Source organism: Herbaspirillum sp. C9C3 (assembly GCF_013359625.1).
Lineage (GTDB): Bacteria > Pseudomonadota > Gammaproteobacteria > Burkholderiales > Burkholderiaceae_D > Herbaspirillum.
Window position 1 is genome coordinate 173,839 of sequence record NZ_JABFMQ010000007.1, and the last position, 15,533, is coordinate 189,371.

Sequence of the window (15,533 nt, forward strand, 5' to 3'; positions counted from 1 at the left end):
GCGGCCTGCTGTGGGCCTGCACCGCAGCCATCGTGAATCTTTCTGCCGGCACTGCCCGGGCCGAGGACACCATCAAGATCGGCGAGATCAACAGCTACAAGGCCCAACCGGCCTTCCTGGAGCCGTACCGCCGGGGCTGGGAGATGGCCCTCGATGAAGTCAATGCCGCCGGCGGCGTGCTGGGCAAGAAGCTGGAAGTGATCGCCCGCGACGACAACGGCAACCCCGGTGACTCGGTACGCGTGGCCGAAGAGCTGATGGCGCGCGAGCGCGTGGCGCTGCTGTTCGGCGGTTTTCTCTCCAATACCGGCCTGGCCCTGACCGATTACGCCAGGCAGCACAAGGTGTTCTTCCTCGCCGCCGAACCACTGACCGACAAGATCGTCTGGCAGAACGGCAACAAGTACACCTACCGCCTGCGTCCCTCGACGTACATGCTGGTGGCCTCGGTGGTCAAGGAGGCGGCCAAGCTGAAGAAGAAGCGCTGGGCCATCGTCTATCCCAACTATGAGTACGGGCAGTCCGCCGTGGCCAGCTTCAAGACCCTGATGAAGCAGGCCCAGCCGGATGTGGAATTCGTAGCCGAACAGGCCACGCCGCTGGGCAAGATCGATGCCGGCGCGGTCACCCAGGCACTGGCCGATGCCAAGCCGGATGCCATCTTCAATGCGCTGTTCGCGGCTGATCTGGGCAAGTTCGTCCGGGAAGGCAACACGCGCGGCCTGTTCGAGAAGGTGGACGTGGTGTCGCTGCTGACCGGCGAGCCGGAATACCTCGATCCGCTCAAGGGCGAAGCGCCGCAGAACTGGATCGTCACCGGCTATCCCTGGTACGCCATCAACACACCCGAACACAAGAAGTTCGTCGAGGCCTACCGCAAGAAATACAACGACTACCCCCGCAACGGGTCGCTGGTCGGCTACAGCGCCCTGATGTCCATCGCCGCCGGCATCAGGAAGGCCGGCAGTACCGATGCCGACAAGCTCTCCGCAGCCTTCTCGGGCCTCAAGGTGGACACACCGGTCGCCTCCATCGTCTATCGTCCGCAGGACCACCAGTCCACCCTGGGCGCCTTCGTCGGCCGCACCGGCATCAAGGACGGCAAGGGCATCATGACCAGCTTCAGCTATGTCGACGGCGCCAGCCTGCAGTTGCCCGATGCCGAGGTCAAGAAGCTGCGTCCGGCCGACTGATCCGCGCAGCAATCGTGTCCGCCTTCGTATCCTGCCCACGCTGAGGCCATGCGCTCATGACGCTTGCCAGTCTCACCGTCCAGCTGCTCAACGGCCTGGCCGATGCCTGCGCGATGTTTCTGGTGGCGGCGGGGCTGTCGCTGATCTTCGGCGTGACGCGCATCGTCAATTTTGCCCACGGCTCCTTCTACATGCTGGGGCTGTATGTGGCCTACAGCCTGGTGGACCGGCTGGGCAGCAGTGCGCCTGGTTTCTGGGGGGCGCTGCTGCTGGCTGCGCTGGTGGTGGCTGCGCTTGGGGCGCTGGTGGAAGTGCTGATCCTGCGCCGCATCTATCGCGCGCCGGAACTGTTCCAGCTGCTGGCCACCTTTGCCCTGGTACTCATCATCAAGGATGCGGCGCTCTGGCTATGGGGTCCGGAAGACCTCTTCGGCCCGCGCGCACCGGGCCTCTCGGGGGCCGTGCATCTGCTGGGACGCAGGCTGCCGCAATATGACCTGCTGCTCATCGTCATCGGCCCGCTGGTGTTCGCCCTCTTGTGGCTGCTGCTCAATCGTACGCGCTGGGGCACGCTCATCCGTGCTGCCACGCAGGACCGCGAGATGCTGGGCGCGCTGGGGGTGAACCAGGCCTGGTTGTTTACCGCCGTGTTCGCCTTGGGCTGCTTCCTGGCGGGGCTGGGTGGCGCGCTGCAAGGGCCGCGCATGCCGGCCAACCTGGCGCTGGATCTGGACACCATCGGCAACGCCTTCGTGGTGGTGGTAGTCGGCGGCATGGGCTCGCTTGGAGGCGCGTTCGCCGCCGCCTTGCTGATCGCCGAAGTCAAGGCGCTCTGCATTGCGCTGGGCAATGTCTCCTTGTTCGGACTGGAAGTCTCGCTCTCGCGACTCACGCTGGTGGTGGAATTCCTGGTCATGGCGGCGATCCTGGTGATGCGCCCGTGGGGCCTGTTCGGCAAGCCTTTGGCGCTGGTGCGCAATGGCGCCGGACATGATGCGCCGCTGCGCGCATCAGGCCGCCAGGCGCGCCTGGCGGGATGGGCCGCGCTACTGCTCTTGCTGGCACTGCCGCTGCTGGCTGCGCGCTTCCCCTATCTGCCGGTGCTGATGGTGGAAATCCTCATCGCCGTCCTCTTCGCAGCCAGTCTGCATTTCCTGATGGGGCCGGGTGGCATGGTGTCCTTCGGTCATGCCGCCTATTTCGGACTGGGCGCCTACGCTGCCGCACTGGTCACGCTCAAGCTGCAATGGCCGATGCCGCTGGCCATGCTCACGGGGGCGCTCACGGCAATGGCCGGGGCGCTGCTGTTCGGCTGGTTCTGCGTGCGCCTGTCGGGTGTCTATCTGGCCATGCTCACGCTGGCCTTCGCGCAGATCGTCTGGGCCGCCATCTTCCAGTGGGACGACCTGACCGGCGGCAGCAACGGGCTGGTCGGCATACGGCCCAGTGCAGCGCTGGCCTCGCCGCTGGCCTACTACTATCTGGCCCTGGGGTGTGCGGCGCTGGGTGTCTACCTGTTACGGCGCGCGATCCACGCGCCATTCGGCCTGGCCCTGCGTGCCGCACGCGATGCTGCCGTGCGCGCCGAATCACTGGGCATGGACGTACGCAGCCTGCAGTGGGGTGGCTTTGCCGTCGCCGGGCTGTTCTGCGGGCTGGCCGGGGTATTGTTCGCTTTTTCCAAGGGCAGCATCTCGCCCGAAGTGTCCAGTGTCGGACGCTCGGTCGATGGTCTGGTGATGGTCTTGCTGGGCGGCGTACAGAGCCTGCTTGGCCCGGTGCTGGGGGCGGCCCTGTTCACCTGGCTGCAGGATCTGGTGGCGCGCGAGACCGATTACTGGCGTGCCTTGCTGGGGGGCGTGATTCTGTTGCTGGTGTTGCTGTTCCCGGACGGTATCGCCGGGGCCTGGCAGCGCCTGCGCCGGCCGGTCAGGGAGGAGGGCACATGAGCCTGCTGCAAATCGACGGCCTGCGCAAATCCTTTGGCGGCGTTGCCGCGCTCGATGACCTGTCCTTCACGCTGCCGGCCGGCCAGATGCTGGCACTGATCGGCCCGAACGGCGCCGGCAAGTCCACCTGCTTCAATGTCATCAACGGCCAGTTGCGGCCCGATGGCGGGCGCGTACTGCTCGATGGTGCCGATATCGCCGGTCTGGATCCGCGCCGCATCTGGGCGCGCGGCGTGGGGCGTACCTTCCAGGTGTCGGCGGCTTTCGCTTCGCTCACGGTACTGGAGAACGTCCAGGCGGCCTTGCTCTCGCATCACCGTCGGCTGTGGCAGTTATGGCGTCCGGCGACCGCCTGCCTGCGCCAGGAAGCCATGCAGCTGCTGGAGCAGGTCGGCATGGCCGACCAGGCCGGGCGGGCCTGTGCTGTGCTGGCCTATGGCGACATCAAGCGGCTTGAGCTGGCCATGGCCCTGTCCAATGCGCCGCGCCTGCTGTTGATGGATGAGCCGACCGCCGGCATGGCCCCGCGCGAGCGTCAGGAACTGATGGCGCTGACGCGCCGCCTGGTCAGCGAGCGCGGCTTGTCGGTGCTCTTTACCGAGCACAGCATGGATGTGGTCTTCGCCTTCGCCGACCGCATCATCGTATTGGCGCGTGGTCAGCTGATCGCCCAGGGCGAGCCCGAAGCAGTCCGCCAGGATGCCCGCGTGCGCGACGTCTATTTCGGTTCCGGCGCCAGTTTCGGGAGTGCCGCATGAGCGCGCCTCTGCTGAGAGTGGAGGGCCTGCATGCGTTCTACGGACAGGCGCACATCCTCTTCGATCTTTCCCTGGAGGTGGGGCGGGGCGAGGTGCTCGCGCTCACCGGTCCCAATGGCGCGGGCAAATCCACCACGCTGAAGGCGTTGATGGGACTGCTGCAAGGCACGCAGGGCCGGGTCATGCTGGACGGACGTGACATCACCCGTCTGGCCCCCTACCAGCGCGCACGCCTGGGACTGGGTTTCGTACCCGAGGACAGGCGCATCTTCACCGAACTGAGCGTCCTGCAGAACCTGGAAACCGGCCGCCAGCCCCCGCGCCAGGGCGTGCCCAACTGGACCGTGCAGGCGCTGCTGGCACTGTTTCCCAACCTGGCCGCCATGCCGCATCGCCCCGGTGGGCGCATGAGCGGCGGCGAGCAACAGATGCTGACCATCGCGCGCACGCTGATGGGCAATCCCCAACTGCTGTTGCTGGACGAACCGTCCGAAGGGGTGGCCCCGGTCGTCGTCGAGCAGATGGCCAGGATGATCCTCGACCTGAAGCAGCGCGGCCTCTCCATCCTGTTGTGCGAACAGAATACGCACTTCGCAAACATGGTCAGCGACCGCAGCTGCGTGCTGGATCAAGGCCGCTTGTTGGTGTAGGAAAACGCCCGATGGCGGCAAGCTCATCCGTGCCAAAGTGGCCTGTGGCAAGGCCCGTAGGGGAGGGCCTGCAAGATGTAACAACGCATGTCCATCCTTGTTGCAAATCGCGGGGAACCGTTGAGGTGGCCCGTGTCCAAACTCCTGAACGCTGCTCGTTTCCTGTTTCCTCACTGCAATCGAGCCCAGCCCAACGGAGAAAAATACAATGCCCAACATCGCCAGGCACCCCACGGTGCATTGGCCTGCCGACGACTTCAATGATGCTGGAATACGCAACGACCACGCCAAGGTCGCGGTAGGCGATGACGCCAACGATATCTTCTTTGCCGCCGTCGAAATGACGCGCATGCCCATGATCGTGTCCGACCCCAACAAGCCGGACAACCCCATCATCTTCGTCAACAATGCCTTCATGAACATGACCGGCTACAGCCGTGCCGAAGTGGTGGGCAAGAACTGCCGCTTCCTGCAAGGACCGGAGACCGACCGTTCGGTGGTGGCCCAGGTCCGCCAGGCGGTGGCCGAGCGACGCGAGATGGCCACCGAACTGTTGAACTACCGCAAGAACGGCTCGACTTTCTGGAATGCCCTGTTCATTTCACCGGTCTATGATCAGCGCGGCGAGCTGAAGTATTTCTTCAGCTCCCAACTGGACATCAGCCGCCGCCGCGATGCCGAACAGGCGCTGGGCCAGGCGCGCAAGATGGAGGCGCTGGGCCAGCTGACCGGCGGTATTGCGCACGACTTCAACAACCTGCTGCAGGTCATCAGCGGTTACCTGGACATCATCAACCTGGCCCTGCGCAGCGATACACCTGACCTGAGCCGGGTCTCGCGCAGCGCCGACAGCATCCGCAAGGCCTCCGGCAAGGCCGCCATGCTGACCCAGCAACTGCTGGCCTTCGCCCGCAAGCAGAGGTTGGAGGGCCGCACCATCAACCTCAATTCCCTCACGGAAGGCTTTACCGACCTGGTGCAGCGAACCCTGGGCGGTGACATCGTGGTACGGACCCAGCTGACCCCGGGTCTCTGGAATTGCCGCCTCGACCCCACCCAGATGGAAGTGGCCCTGCTCAACGTGCTCATCAATGCGCGCGATGCGATGTCCGGCAAGGGAACGGTACGCATCCATACAAGCAATGAAGACCTCACTTCCGAAGATCGTGCGATCCAGCTCGGCGTCAAACCCGGTCTCTATGTCTGTATCGCGGTCACCGACAACGGTCCCGGCATCCCGGCCGACATCCTGCCGCGGGTGATGGACCCCTTCTTCACCACCAAGGAGGAAGGCAAGGGCACTGGCCTGGGCCTGTCGATGGTGTATGGATTCGTCAAGCAATCCGGCGGCTCGGTGCGGATTTCATCGAGCGTGCAGAGCGGCACGACGGTATCGATCTACTTCCCGGCCACGCAGGACCAGGTCGGCGGGGCATTTGAGTATGACAATCGTACGCACACCCAGGGAGGGCACGAGCACGTCCTGGTGGTGGACGACAGAATCGAAGTCGCCGAACTGGCTCAGGCCATGCTGGAGAGCCTGGGTTACCGCGTGACGATGGTCAATTCCCCTACGGAAGCGCTGCAGGTGTTGCGCGCCGAGCCCAAGGTGGATCTGCTGTTCACCGATCTCATCATGCCGGGCAGCATGAATGGCGTGGTGCTGGCGCGAGAAGCCCGGCGCATGGTACCTTCCATCAAAATATTATTAACTACCGGTTACGCCAGTGAATCGATAGAGCGGCATGGGGCCGACGGCGAGTTTCCCGTCATCGACAAGCCATACCGCCATGATGAGCTGGCCCGCAAGATCCGCATAGTCTTGGATGGCGCCACTGGCGTGAGCTGAAAAAAAGAATAACAAGTCGTCCGTACACGTGCCCTCACACGAAGGGGAGTCATCCCATGCAGTTGTGCACCGGCTCGATGCCAACGAGGTCGACGCCATCTATTCCGAGGAAGCCGTCAGCGAACTGGTGGAACTGTCCAACGCCATGGCCGAACTGGGCCTGGCGAGCTACCGCACCATCTACGACAAGCATGTCACGGCGGTGCGCAGCGGCGCCTCCAATGGGCTCAGGCTGGATCTGGCCAAGTAAGGCAGGCGGCTGCTTGCGCTGCCGTCATTGCCGGTGACCACGGCAATCGCCCCAGCAGCGGTGCCTGCAGGCGCTGCACCAGACTGTCTACCATGGCCTCGGCCCGATCTTCGCTCGCATCGATGTGGTTGGCGACCCAGCCAGCCAGGTGCAGGCCACAGGATCGTATCGTCAGTGCGCTGAGCAGGGCATGGTTGATGCAGCCCAGGCGGATGCCCACCACCAGCACTACCGGCAGTCGCAGCCGGGTCACCAGGTCGGCGCTGGTGAAATCCGCATTGAGTGGCACCATGAAGCCGCCCGCACCCTCCACGATCAACACATCGCAGGCCCGCTGCAATTGCGCATGACACCGTACAAGGTGTTCCAGCCCGATCTGCACGCCTTCTTCAGCGGCGGCGATGTGCGGTGCCGTGGCCTGCCGCAGCAGGTAGGGATTCACCAGTGAGTCGGGCAAAAGCACATTGGACGCCGCCTGCAAGGCCTGCACATCTTCATTGCACCAGAGACCTTCCTGCAGGAATGCCCCTGAGGCAACCGGCTTCATGCCTGCTGCGCGCAAGCCCCGTGCCGCCTGCAGATGGATCAGCGCCGCCGCCACCCGGGTCTTGCCCACGCCGGTATCGGTGCCGGTAACGAAATAGCTGCGGCCCGTCATGGGCGTGCCTGCTGCTTCATCGCGGCATCGAACGCCGCATGCAGGCGTTGGCCCAGCCACTGCGCCTGCGCCTCGTCCAGAATGTAGGGCGGCATCACATAGAGGGTCGTGCCGATCGGACGCACCAGCAGTTCACGTTGCGCGGCTTCTTCAGCGAGACAGCGTGAGAAGCGCGCAGCCAGGTCGGCCTCCCCGATGACGGCATCACAGGCCCAGATCATGCCGCGCTGGCGTACATGCCGCACCCGTGCATCCTGCGCCAGCGGTTGCAGCGCGCGCGCCAGCACCGGTGCGAAGCGGGCATTGCGTTCCAGCACCCGCTCCTGCGCAAAGAGGTCCAGCGTCGCCAGCGCCGCACGACAGGCCAGCGCATTGCCGGTATAGGAGTGCGAATGCAGGAAGCCGCGCCGCACGTCGTGATCGTAGAAGGCCGCGTAGATCGCATCGCTGGCCATCACCAGCGACAGTGGCAGGTAGCCGCCGCTGATGCCCTTGGACAGGCACAGCAGGTCCGGCCACACACCGGCCTGCTCGCAGGCGAAGAAGCTGCCGGTGCGGCCGCAGCCCACCGCGATCTCGTCGGCGATCAGGTGTGCGCCGTGGGCATCGCACAAGGCGCGCAGCCCGCGCAGGTAGTCCGGGTCATACATGACCATGCCTGCCGCGCATTGCACCAGCGGTTCGACGATGACGGCAGCGATGCGTCCGCGGCGTTCCTGCAGCAGCCTTTGCACATCAGCCAGGGCACGACGGCTGACATCGGCGGCACTTTCGCCAGGCGCCGCCTGCCGTGCATCGGGGGAGGCGGCGAGATGGGCCGGGCGCAGCAAGGCCTCATAGGCGGTACGGAACAAGGGGAGGTCGGTCACGCCCAGCGCGCCCACGGTTTCGCCGTGGTAGCTGCCGGCCAGGCAGATGAATTCATTCTTGTCGGCATGCCCGGCATTGCGCCAGGCATGCACGCTCATCTTCAGGGCGATCTCCACTGCCGAGGCACCATCCGAGGCGTAAAAACAGTGGCCCAGCGCCTGACCGGTCAGCGCGGCCAGCCGTTCCGACAGCTGCACCACGGGCTCATGCGTAAAGCCCGCCAGCATGGCATGTTCCAGCTGGCCCAACTGGTCGATCAGGGCAGCGTTGATGTAGGCGTTGGTATGTCCGAACAGATTGACCCACCACGAACTGATCGCATCCAGATAGCGCCGACCGTCCGTGTCGAAGAGCCACGGCCCGTGGCCACGAGCCAGCGCAATGGGCGGGACCTCTTCATGCCGGCGCATCTGGGTACACGGATGCCAGACGCTGCGCAGGCTGCGCGCGGCCAGGGGGCTGGTGTGCTGCATGTGTTGTCTCTCCTCAGGCCAGGGCGGTCAGCGCCGTTACCAGACGTGCGACGTCGGCCGATGTATGGAGGGCCGACAGGCTGATGCGCAGACGTGCCGTTCCCTTGGGTACCGTGGGGGGACAGATCGCCGGGACCCAGATCCCCTGCGCGCGCAGTGCGCTCGACATGGCGCGGGCCGCTGCGTTGTCTCCGATGATCAGCGGTTGTATCGCCGTAGCGGAGGGCAACAGCGTCCAGGGCAGACCGGCCAGGCCGCTGCGCAGTTGCGCGGCCAGTTCCTGCAGTCGCTGGCGGCGCCATTCATCCTGTGCAATCAGGCGCAGGCTGGCCGAGGTGGCCGCCGCCAGCGCGGGCGGATGGGCGGTGCTGAACATGTAGGTACGGGCGCGCTGCAAAATCCATGCAAGCACCCCGGCTTCACCTGCGACGAAGGCGCCGGCCACACCGGCGGCCTTGCCCAGGGTCCCCATGGTCAATACGTGCGGCGCGTGGACGCCGGCCAGGGCCAGGCTGCCGCGCCCCTGCGGCCCCAGCACACCCAGGCCGTGGGCATCATCGACCAGCAACCAGGCCGCGTGGCGGCCACAGACGGCCGCCAGTTCGGCCAGCGGTGCGAGGTCGCCATCCATGCTGAAGACGGCATCGGTCAGCACCAGCTTGCGTCCCGCCGTGCAGCGCGCCAGCACCTGCTCCAGGCGCTCCACGTCGTTGTGGGGAAACACCTTCAGGCTGGCCCCGGACAAGCGCGCCCCATCGATCAGCGAGGCGTGTGCCAGGCGGTCCACGATCACCGTATCGCCCTGGCCGACCAGCGCCGGGGTGACACCGAGATTGGCCATGTAGCCATTGGCGAAGAGCAGTGCCGAGGGCATGCCGACGAAGTCGGCCAGTTCGCTTTCCAGCACCTCATGGGCAAGACTGTGGCCGCTGATCAGCGGCGAGGCCGCCGCACCCAGGCCGTAGCGTTGCAGGGCCTGGGTAGCGGCGGCCAGCAGCGCGGGATGATTGGCCAGGCCCAGGTAATCATTGCTGCAGAAGGACAGCTCAGCGCGTCCATCGACCTGCAACAGCGCGCCCTGCGGACCATCGACCACGCGCCGCGTGCGCAGCAGGCCCTGGTCGGCGAGGGCGTCCAGCGCCGAGGTGAAATCTTGCATGGAGGACCTTTCAGAAACAAACAGACAAGCGATCCAGCGCCCGATAGGCGGCCTTGTCTTGCCAGACCGGCGCGGCCTGAGCCAGGGTCAGGGTGGGCAGGCGCTGCATCAGTGCAGTGAAGGCAATCTCCGCTTCCAGTTGCGTGAGGGCGGCACCCAGACAGACGTGCGGTCCCTGACCGAAGCACAGGTGCATGCCTTCATCGCGCCGGATATCGAAGCGCTGCGGGTCGCGGAAGCGCCGTGCATCGCGATTGGCCTGGCCGATGTGCAGGATGGCCAGTTGCCCGCGCCGCAGCGTCTGACCCGCCAGGGTGAGGTCCTGCAGCAGGCGGCGGCCGGTGTATTGCACCGGACTGTCATGGCGCAGCATCTCGCGCACGGCCAGGCGCAGGGCAGCGGCATCTGCTTGACTTGCCTGGAGCGCCGCCCATTGCTGCGGATGCTGCAGCAGGGCCAGCAAGCCATTGCCCAGCAGGTTGCGGGTGGTTTCATAGCCGGCCATGAACAGGGTGCAGCATTGCGCCAGCAGTTCGTTGCGGTTCAGTTGCCCGTCCGCATGGGCTAGCAGCAGCCCGCGCAGCAGACTGTCCGGCGGCAGCTCGGCGGGGTGTGCCAGTGTTTGTCCGAAGAATTCACAGAGATTCTGCATGGCCTGCTGCGCGGCCCCGGTCTGGCTCGCCTCGGGCGTGGGACTGCCGATGAAGGCGGCCAGATCGGCGGCCCAATCGATGAATTGCGTCGGCACACGCTCCGGCAAGCCCATCAGTCGGGCAATCACCAGTGCGGGCAAGGGGCGTGCGAAGCGCGCGATGAAATCGAATCCACTCGCTGCCTGCGGATCGGCCACGATGTCGTCGATCAGTCGATGCGCCAGTGCAGTGATGCTGGCGCGCCGGGCCAGCAGGTCGCCCGGCTTGAACCAAGGAGTGAGCACGCCGCGCAGGCGTCGATGAGCGCGTGCGTCGAGGAACAGCAGGGAGCGCGAGAACAGGCGCTTGAACTGCTGCCGCTGCGGGTCCTGCTTTTGCCCGGCGTTCTCGCCCCGGGTACTGTTGATCCAGCGTGCCGCGCGCCGCGCCGAGAAGCGCGGATCGCGCAATGCCCAAGCCACTTCCTCGTAACCGGTGATGACCCAGGCCCCGCCGCAATGGGCGCTGCTCCAATGCAGGCTCATCCGGCGGAGGCAGCGGCCGCCTGCAGTCCCAGGCGTTGCAGCAGATCAAGGTCGGCCGAGACCGGTGCATTGGCGGTGGTCAGCAACTTGGCCCCCAGGAAGATGGAATTGGCACCGGCGGCAAAACACCAGGCCTGGGTCGCCTCGCTCATGCTCTCGCGACCGGCCGACAGGCGGATCACCGCATGCGGCAGCGCGATGCGGGCCACGGCCACGGTGCGCACGAATTCGAATTCGTCCAGTGGCGCAACATCCTGCAGTGGTGTGCCGGCAATGGGGACCAGGTGGTTGATCGGCACCGATTGCGGCGGCACCGGCAGGCTGGCCAGCTGGGCAATCAGGCCGGCACGCTGGGCGCGTGTCTCGCCCATGCCGATGATGCCGCCGCAGCACACGTTCAGACCGGCTTCCTGCACGCGCTGCAAGGTGTCCAGCCGATCCTGGTAGCTGCGGGTGGAGATGACCTGGCCATAGAAATCCGGGGCGGTGTCGAGGTTGTGGTTGTAGTAGTCCAGCCCGGCCTGCTTGAGCGCCTCGGCCTGGGTCTGTTCCAGCATGCCCAGGGTCATGCAGGTTTCCAGTCCCAGCGCGCGGACCTGGCTGACCATCTCGGTGAGGGCGGCCATGTCGCGCTGCTTCGGATTGCGCCAGGCCGCGCCCATGCAGAAGCGCGTGGCGCCCTGGGTGCGCGCAGCCCGGGCCGCCTGGACCACGTCATCCACGTCCATCAACTTGCCCGCCGGGACGCCTGCCTCCTTGTGATGGGCCGACTGCGCGCAGTAGCCGCAGTCCTCGGCGCAGCCGCCGGTCTTGATCGACAGCAGGCTCGACAACTGGACTTCATTGGGCCGGTGGTGCTCGCGGTGTACGGTCTGTGCGCGGTACAGCAGGTTCAGGAAAGGCAGTTCGAACAATTGCGCAATGGCGCCGCCGTCGACCGTGGTCGGCGCGCGGTACCAACGCAGGGGCGCACTGGCGGGTGCGGCGGTGGGGGAAGGGCACTGGCTCATCGATAAAATCCGGTCCGTGGATAAAAGGCATAGAATTGCGTTCCGGCGGATTCTAACTTCGCTCAAATTCGTTCAACAATTTCTTTTTTAATAGATTATCTATAAAAATATGGTGCATCATTCCGAGCATCCGAGCACCGTGGAACGCATCGCCGAGGTGCTGCGCACACGCATCATTCGAGGTGAAATCGCAGGCGGGGCGGCGCTTCGGCAGGACCATGTAGCCCAGGAATTTCAGTCCAGCCACGTGCCGGTGAGGGAGGCTTTTCGCCAGCTGGAAGCACAGGGACTGGTGCTCACCTTGCCCCGTCGCGGGGTGCGCGTAACGCAGGTGGACCGGGCCGCCGTGAAGGAAAATGCCGAGATGCGCGGCTCGCTGGAAATCCTGGCGCTGCGGCACAGCGCCCGCAAGTTCGGTTCCGAGCACATCGCCCGCCTGGAACAGGCGCAGCAGGCTTGCGCCGAGGCGGCCTCCCTGATCGAATGGGACGCGGCCAACAACCTGTTTCATGACATCCTCTCCAGCGAGTGCGGCATGCCGCGCCTGCTGGCGGTGCTCAAGCAACTGCAGCTGACCAATTCGCGCTACCTGTTCTCGACCGGATTCAAGCGCGGCTGGCAGCCACGCTCCGATCACGATCACCGTCTCATCATCGACGCCTTGCGCGATCGCAAGACCGACCGCGCCGTGCAACTGCTGAGCATGCACATCGGCACCATGGAACGGGTTGGTTTCGTGGCCGCTTAGGCGGCAGGCACGGCGTGCCAGGCCTTAGCACAAAGGGAAGTCACGATGTATGGATTTTTGACGTCCATACATCCATACTAGACGACCGCCCCGCAGGAACGACCTGCTGGCACACTCGTTCATCCCAGGAGCCGCATGGCCAGACCGGAACCCCCACACGCCGCAGGGCATACTCTGCACTGGATTTCCCGCTTTACGGCCGGAGGTGGCCCGCGTTACCTGCAGATCGTCGGCTTCATGGAGCAGGCCATCTCGGAGGAGCGCCTCAAGCCCGGTGACCGCCTGCCGCCGCAACGGGTGCTGGCCGAACGCCTGCAGGTCGATCTGACCACGGTCACCCGCGCCTACGGTGAGGCGCGCCGCCGCCATCTGCTGGAGGCGCGCGGTGCGGCCGGCAGCTTCGTGGCTGCGCCCAAGGTGGATTTGAGTCAGGTGATCGACCTCTCCATGAACATTCCGCCACCCCCGGCCGGCATCGACCTGGACGACCTGTTGCGCCAGGGGGTCTCGCAGGTGCTGATGCACAGCGATATCGATCTGCTCATGACCTACCACCTGGGTGGCGGCAGCAGTGCCGACCGGGCGGCCGGGGCACTGTGGCTGCAGGACATGCTGGGCGCGCTCGATGAGAGTCGGGTGCTGGCCTGTCCGGGGGCGCAATCGGCACTGGCCGCCTTGCTGCTCTCGCAGACCCGGCCGGGCGAGACCATCCTGGCCGAGCCGCTGACCTATCCCGGCCTGCTGGCCGCCGCTGCGCAATTGGGGCGCAACGTGGTCGCCGTCGATGTGGATCACGAGGGCATGCGTCCCGATCTGCTCACTACCATGGCGCGCAGGCATGGCGCCCGCCTGGTGTACCTGAACCCGACCCTGCAGAACCCGACCACCCAGACCATGCCCGCTGCACGCCGTGCCGAGATCGCGGCCGTGGCCACGCGCATGGATTTGCGCATCATCGAGGATGATCCCTATTGGCGCTTTGCCGCCAACGCGCCCAGGCCGCTGGCGCACTATGCGCCCCGGCACGTGTTCTATGTCTCCACACTGGCCAAGTGCCTCTTGCCTGGGCTGCGCACCGCCTATCTGGTCACGCCCCAGGGACAGTCACAGGAGGAGGTGCTGGCGGCACTGCGCTCCTTCGTGCTGATGTCCACGCCGCTGACCACGGCACTCTCGACCCAATGGATACACGACGGCACCGCCGCCGCGCTGACCGCGGGCATCCGCCAGGAAGCCTGGGCCCGCCGGGAGCTGGCCTTGCGCACCCTCGGTGATGCAAGCCTGGCCGACAGCGGCGGCATCCACCTCTGGAAAGCCTTGCCAGAGCGCTGGAAGGGACAGGATTTCGTGGTCAAGGCCAGGGAGGCCGGGCTCAATGTAGTGGCTCAAGACAGCTTCGAGGTCGCTACCCAGCGCTCGCGTTCCGGTCTTGGACCGCACATCCGGATCTCGCTGGGGCGTTCACGCAGCCGCTTCGAACTGGTCCACGCATTGCGGCGGCTGATGGAGCTGGCCCATCGCCGCAGTGTGCGTGAAGTGGTGGTGTAGCGTCGTGACGAAGACGTGCGGCTAGGCAGGCAATGCGCTGGCGGTATGGTCACGCGCGGCGGCCAGGATCTCGCCGACGGCTTCGTCTTCGGAGTGGGCAGCCAGCGGCAGGGAGCCTCGGCTGATTTCTGCACGATCCTTCAGGATCGCGTAGGAAGCTTTCCAGCGGCCCTCGCTGTCATCGGCCTGATAGACCAGCAGGTAACCGTCGAATTCGATTTTCTTCATATGAGCTTCTCGCCAGGGCAAGGGGAGCATGCGCACCATGCTCGGTGCTGCCCAGTATGCCCGTGCCGTGCCGCCCCGCCTGTCATCCCTCATCGCTATCGCGTGTAGGACAAGTGCGCAATCGCATGTCGCCCGTGGCCAGTTGCTACTGCTGTTGCTATTGCGACTGCACCGGTGCCAGCAGGCCGTTGACGGCATCGCTGACGATCAGTCCCGGCAGCGAAGCACGGTCATTGCTGACGATGACGGTGTCCTTTTCCACGTCGCCCGGCAGGGCCAGCTGTGCGATGTAGCGGCAATCGGCACTGCAGGTGTAGCGCAAGACGGTCTGGCCGCGCACGGCTTCGAGGATGTACTGCCCGTTCTCCATGCCGTAATAGCGCACGGCCACCAGCGGCTGTGTCTCGGCTGCCTGGGGATCGCGATAGAAATACTGGCCGCGCTCGACTCGCGCATAGTGCGGCCAGGGCATGCTGCCTTGCGGTGCCAGTTGCTCGATCTGGCGCGTGTCCAGCCCCAGCCTCAGGGCTTCTGCCGCCGCCGGCGCACTTGTGGTGGCGCCTGGCGGCACGGCTGCCAGGGCGGGCGCGGGCGATCCGGCCGGTGACCTGGGTGGCGTGGCCGACAGCGCCACGGGTGATGCAGCCGGCGCCGCCTGGGCCTGCAGTTCGGCCTGGCGGCGCTGATACCAGGCCAGCAGGCAGTCGCGGTCACGGCAATTCTGTTCGCGCCAGCGCCATTGCGCATCGCTGGCCGTCCGGAAGGCGCGCACATCGGTGGCAGCCTGGCGGGCGCGCCGATAGGTACGGCCCAGTTGGTCATCCAGGGCCGACAGTTCGGGGTCGCGGCAGATGGTCTTCTCGTTGGCCGACCCGGCCTTGCTGCAATCGAAGCTGGCGGCGCGGGCCGGCGAGAGTTCAAGTGCACCCAACAGGCTGGCGCTGCCGAGCAGGAGGACGAGGGGCAGGGATTTCATGGCGAGACTCTCCGTATTGCGGGAACGTGATGGGCGC

The 15,533-nt window shown here is 65.7% G+C and carries 15 protein-coding genes; 8 read left to right on the plus strand and 7 right to left on the minus strand.

The features are described 5' to 3' along the window. Positions 1-5: 5 nt before the first annotated feature. The 6 genes from HNO82_RS09525 to HNO82_RS09550 all read left to right on the plus strand — a co-directional run bounded on the left by HNO82_RS09525 (position 6) and on the right by HNO82_RS09550 (position 6,649). Positions 6-1,193 carry an ABC transporter substrate-binding protein gene (locus tag HNO82_RS09525; RefSeq protein WP_217509867.1) on the plus strand — a complete coding sequence of 396 codons (1,188 nt, stop codon included), beginning with the start codon at positions 6-8 and terminating at the stop codon, positions 1,191-1,193. Between the two features lie 56 nt (positions 1,194-1,249). Continuing rightward, positions 1,250-3,142, plus strand: coding sequence for an ABC transporter permease (locus HNO82_RS09530; RefSeq protein WP_175343528.1), 1,893 nt, complete (start codon positions 1,250-1,252; stop codon positions 3,140-3,142). Continuing rightward, positions 3,139-3,900 (plus strand): ABC transporter ATP-binding protein, encoded by a 762-nt coding sequence (locus tag HNO82_RS09535; protein WP_175343529.1) that lies wholly within the window; start codon positions 3,139-3,141, stop codon positions 3,898-3,900. Before HNO82_RS09530 ends, HNO82_RS09535 begins: the two co-directional genes overlap by 4 nt. Further along, a complete protein-coding gene (locus HNO82_RS09540) occupies positions 3,897-4,550 on the plus strand; it encodes an ABC transporter ATP-binding protein (protein ID WP_175343530.1) in 654 nt (217 codons plus the stop codon). The genes HNO82_RS09535 and HNO82_RS09540 overlap by 4 nt, the downstream gene beginning before the upstream one ends. Before the next feature lie 208 nt (positions 4,551-4,758). After that, the gene (locus HNO82_RS09545; protein ID WP_008329090.1) at positions 4,759-6,399 is read left to right on the plus strand and encodes a histidine kinase famiy protein; all 1,641 of its coding nucleotides are present in this window, start codon (positions 4,759-4,761) and stop codon (positions 6,397-6,399) included. Between the two features lie 28 nt (positions 6,400-6,427). Then, on the plus strand, positions 6,428-6,649 hold the full coding sequence (locus HNO82_RS09550) for a hypothetical protein (protein ID WP_217509868.1): 222 nt from the start codon (positions 6,428-6,430) through the stop codon (positions 6,647-6,649). Here HNO82_RS09550 and bioD read toward each other — a convergent pair. The 5 genes from bioD to bioB are packed head-to-tail and all read right to left on the minus strand — an operon-like array spanning position 6,627 to position 11,996. Beyond that, a complete protein-coding gene (bioD, locus tag HNO82_RS09555; RefSeq protein WP_175343531.1) occupies positions 6,627-7,307 on the minus strand; it encodes a dethiobiotin synthase in 681 nt (226 codons plus the stop codon). The two genes, HNO82_RS09550 and bioD, sit on opposite strands and share 23 nt — an antisense overlap. Further along, a complete protein-coding gene (bioA, locus tag HNO82_RS09560) occupies positions 7,304-8,650 on the minus strand; it encodes an adenosylmethionine--8-amino-7-oxononanoate transaminase (protein ID WP_175343532.1) in 1,347 nt (448 codons plus the stop codon). Before bioA ends, bioD begins: the two co-directional genes overlap by 4 nt. A gap of 13 nt (positions 8,651-8,663) precedes the next feature. After that, a complete protein-coding gene (gene bioF / locus HNO82_RS09565; RefSeq protein WP_175343533.1) occupies positions 8,664-9,809 on the minus strand; it encodes an 8-amino-7-oxononanoate synthase in 1,146 nt (381 codons plus the stop codon). Positions 9,810-9,819: 10 nt separating this feature from the next. Next, entirely contained in the window at positions 9,820-10,986 is a 1,167-nt protein-coding gene (locus HNO82_RS09570; RefSeq protein ID WP_175343534.1) for a cytochrome P450, read from the minus strand. After that, positions 10,983-11,996: a biotin synthase BioB gene (gene bioB, locus HNO82_RS09575; protein WP_175343535.1), complete on the minus strand. Its 1,014-nt coding sequence runs from the start codon at positions 11,994-11,996 to the stop codon at positions 10,983-10,985. Before bioB ends, HNO82_RS09570 begins: the two co-directional genes overlap by 4 nt. Before the next feature lie 109 nt (positions 11,997-12,105). Between bioB and HNO82_RS09580 the strand changes: the two genes are divergently transcribed. Together HNO82_RS09580 and HNO82_RS09585 are read left to right on the plus strand one after the other, a co-directional pair. Next, positions 12,106-12,744: a GntR family transcriptional regulator gene (locus HNO82_RS09580; protein ID WP_008329077.1), complete on the plus strand. Its 639-nt coding sequence runs from the start codon at positions 12,106-12,108 to the stop codon at positions 12,742-12,744. A gap of 135 nt (positions 12,745-12,879) precedes the next feature. Beyond that, complete coding sequence (locus HNO82_RS09585) at positions 12,880-14,292, plus strand: aminotransferase-like domain-containing protein (RefSeq protein ID WP_175343536.1); 1,413 nt, start codon at positions 12,880-12,882, stop codon at positions 14,290-14,292. 21 nt (positions 14,293-14,313) lie between these two features. Here HNO82_RS09585 and HNO82_RS09590 read toward each other — a convergent pair whose 3' ends face one another. Beyond that, entirely contained in the window at positions 14,314-14,520 is a 207-nt protein-coding gene (locus tag HNO82_RS09590) for a hypothetical protein (RefSeq protein ID WP_175343537.1), read from the minus strand. Between the two features lie 157 nt (positions 14,521-14,677). After that, positions 14,678-15,496, minus strand: a complete 819-nt coding sequence (locus tag HNO82_RS09595; protein WP_175343538.1) for a lysozyme inhibitor LprI family protein — start codon at positions 15,494-15,496, stop codon at positions 14,678-14,680. Between the last annotated feature and the right edge of the window lie 37 nt (positions 15,497-15,533).

What these genes read in the sequence shown, in the direction of transcription:
- HNO82_RS09530 (WP_175343528.1), top strand. Translation starts at nt 1,250, where the DNA reads ATGACGCTTGCCAGTCTCACCGTCCAGCTGCTCAACGGCCTGGCCGAT.
- HNO82_RS09535 (WP_175343529.1), top strand. Translation starts at nt 3,139, where the DNA reads ATGAGCCTGCTGCAAATCGACGGCCTGCGCAAATCCTTTGGCGGCGTT.
- HNO82_RS09540 (WP_175343530.1), top strand. Translation starts at nt 3,897, where the DNA reads ATGAGCGCGCCTCTGCTGAGAGTGGAGGGCCTGCATGCGTTCTACGGA.
- HNO82_RS09545 (WP_008329090.1), top strand. Translation starts at nt 4,759, where the DNA reads ATGCCCAACATCGCCAGGCACCCCACGGTGCATTGGCCTGCCGACGAC.
- bioD (WP_175343531.1), bottom strand. Translation starts at nt 7,307, where the DNA reads ATGACGGGCCGCAGCTATTTCGTTACCGGCACCGATACCGGCGTGGGC.
- bioA (WP_175343532.1), bottom strand. Translation starts at nt 8,650, where the DNA reads ATGCAGCACACCAGCCCCCTGGCCGCGCGCAGCCTGCGCAGCGTCTGG.
- bioF (WP_175343533.1), bottom strand. Translation starts at nt 9,809, where the DNA reads ATGCAAGATTTCACCTCGGCGCTGGACGCCCTCGCCGACCAGGGCCTG.
- HNO82_RS09570 (WP_175343534.1), bottom strand. Translation starts at nt 10,986, where the DNA reads ATGAGCCTGCATTGGAGCAGCGCCCATTGCGGCGGGGCCTGGGTCATC.
- bioB (WP_175343535.1), bottom strand. Translation starts at nt 11,996, where the DNA reads ATGAGCCAGTGCCCTTCCCCCACCGCCGCACCCGCCAGTGCGCCCCTG.
- HNO82_RS09580 (WP_008329077.1), top strand. Translation starts at nt 12,106, where the DNA reads ATGGTGCATCATTCCGAGCATCCGAGCACCGTGGAACGCATCGCCGAG.
- HNO82_RS09585 (WP_175343536.1), top strand. Translation starts at nt 12,880, where the DNA reads ATGGCCAGACCGGAACCCCCACACGCCGCAGGGCATACTCTGCACTGG.
- HNO82_RS09590 (WP_175343537.1), bottom strand. Translation starts at nt 14,520, where the DNA reads ATGAAGAAAATCGAATTCGACGGTTACCTGCTGGTCTATCAGGCCGAT.
- HNO82_RS09595 (WP_175343538.1), bottom strand. Translation starts at nt 15,496, where the DNA reads ATGAAATCCCTGCCCCTCGTCCTCCTGCTCGGCAGCGCCAGCCTGTTG.